Genomic DNA, 507 nt, shown 5'->3' on the forward strand with positions numbered 1-507 from the left:
CGCGGTCGAGGGCGTCGAGTACGTCGTCGACGGTGAGGTCGTCGAGGCCGGCGAGTACGACGGCGCCGGCACGGTGACCGTCACGGCCCGCCCGGCCGAGGGCTTCGTCTTCCCCGAGGGCGCTGTCGCCTCGTGGACGCACACCTTCTCCGCGGACGGCGGCGAGCCCGAGCTCGTCGAGGTGACCCCCGCGGCGGTCGTCTTCGCGGACGGTCCGGGAGCCGACAACGACACGGTGATGATCCCCTCCGTGGTCGGGGTCGAGTACCTCGTCAACGGTGAGGTCACCGCCGCCGGCACGCACCCGGCGTCGGGCACCGTCACGGTCGTCGCCCGCGCCCTGGACGGCTACGTCCTGGCCGAGGGCGCCACGGCGGAGTGGGTGCTCACGTTCACCACCGACGGCGGGCTGCCCCCGGCGCCGGACCGTCGCTCCGCGGAGTTCCACCTCTCGAACTCCTGGCGCGGCTCCACCGACGTCCACTTCATGTACGGCCGCTGGGCCGA

Annotated in this window: 1 pseudogene; it reads left to right on the forward strand. The window is 73.8% G+C overall.

Annotated features, from left to right (window positions below):
* A pseudogene (locus H9624_RS16275) lies at nucleotides 1-507 on the forward strand (InlB B-repeat-containing protein); the annotation flags it as partial.

Source organism: Oceanitalea stevensii, from assembly GCF_014837105.1.
Taxonomy (GTDB): Bacteria; Actinomycetota; Actinomycetes; order Actinomycetales; family Actinomycetaceae; genus Oceanitalea; species Oceanitalea stevensii.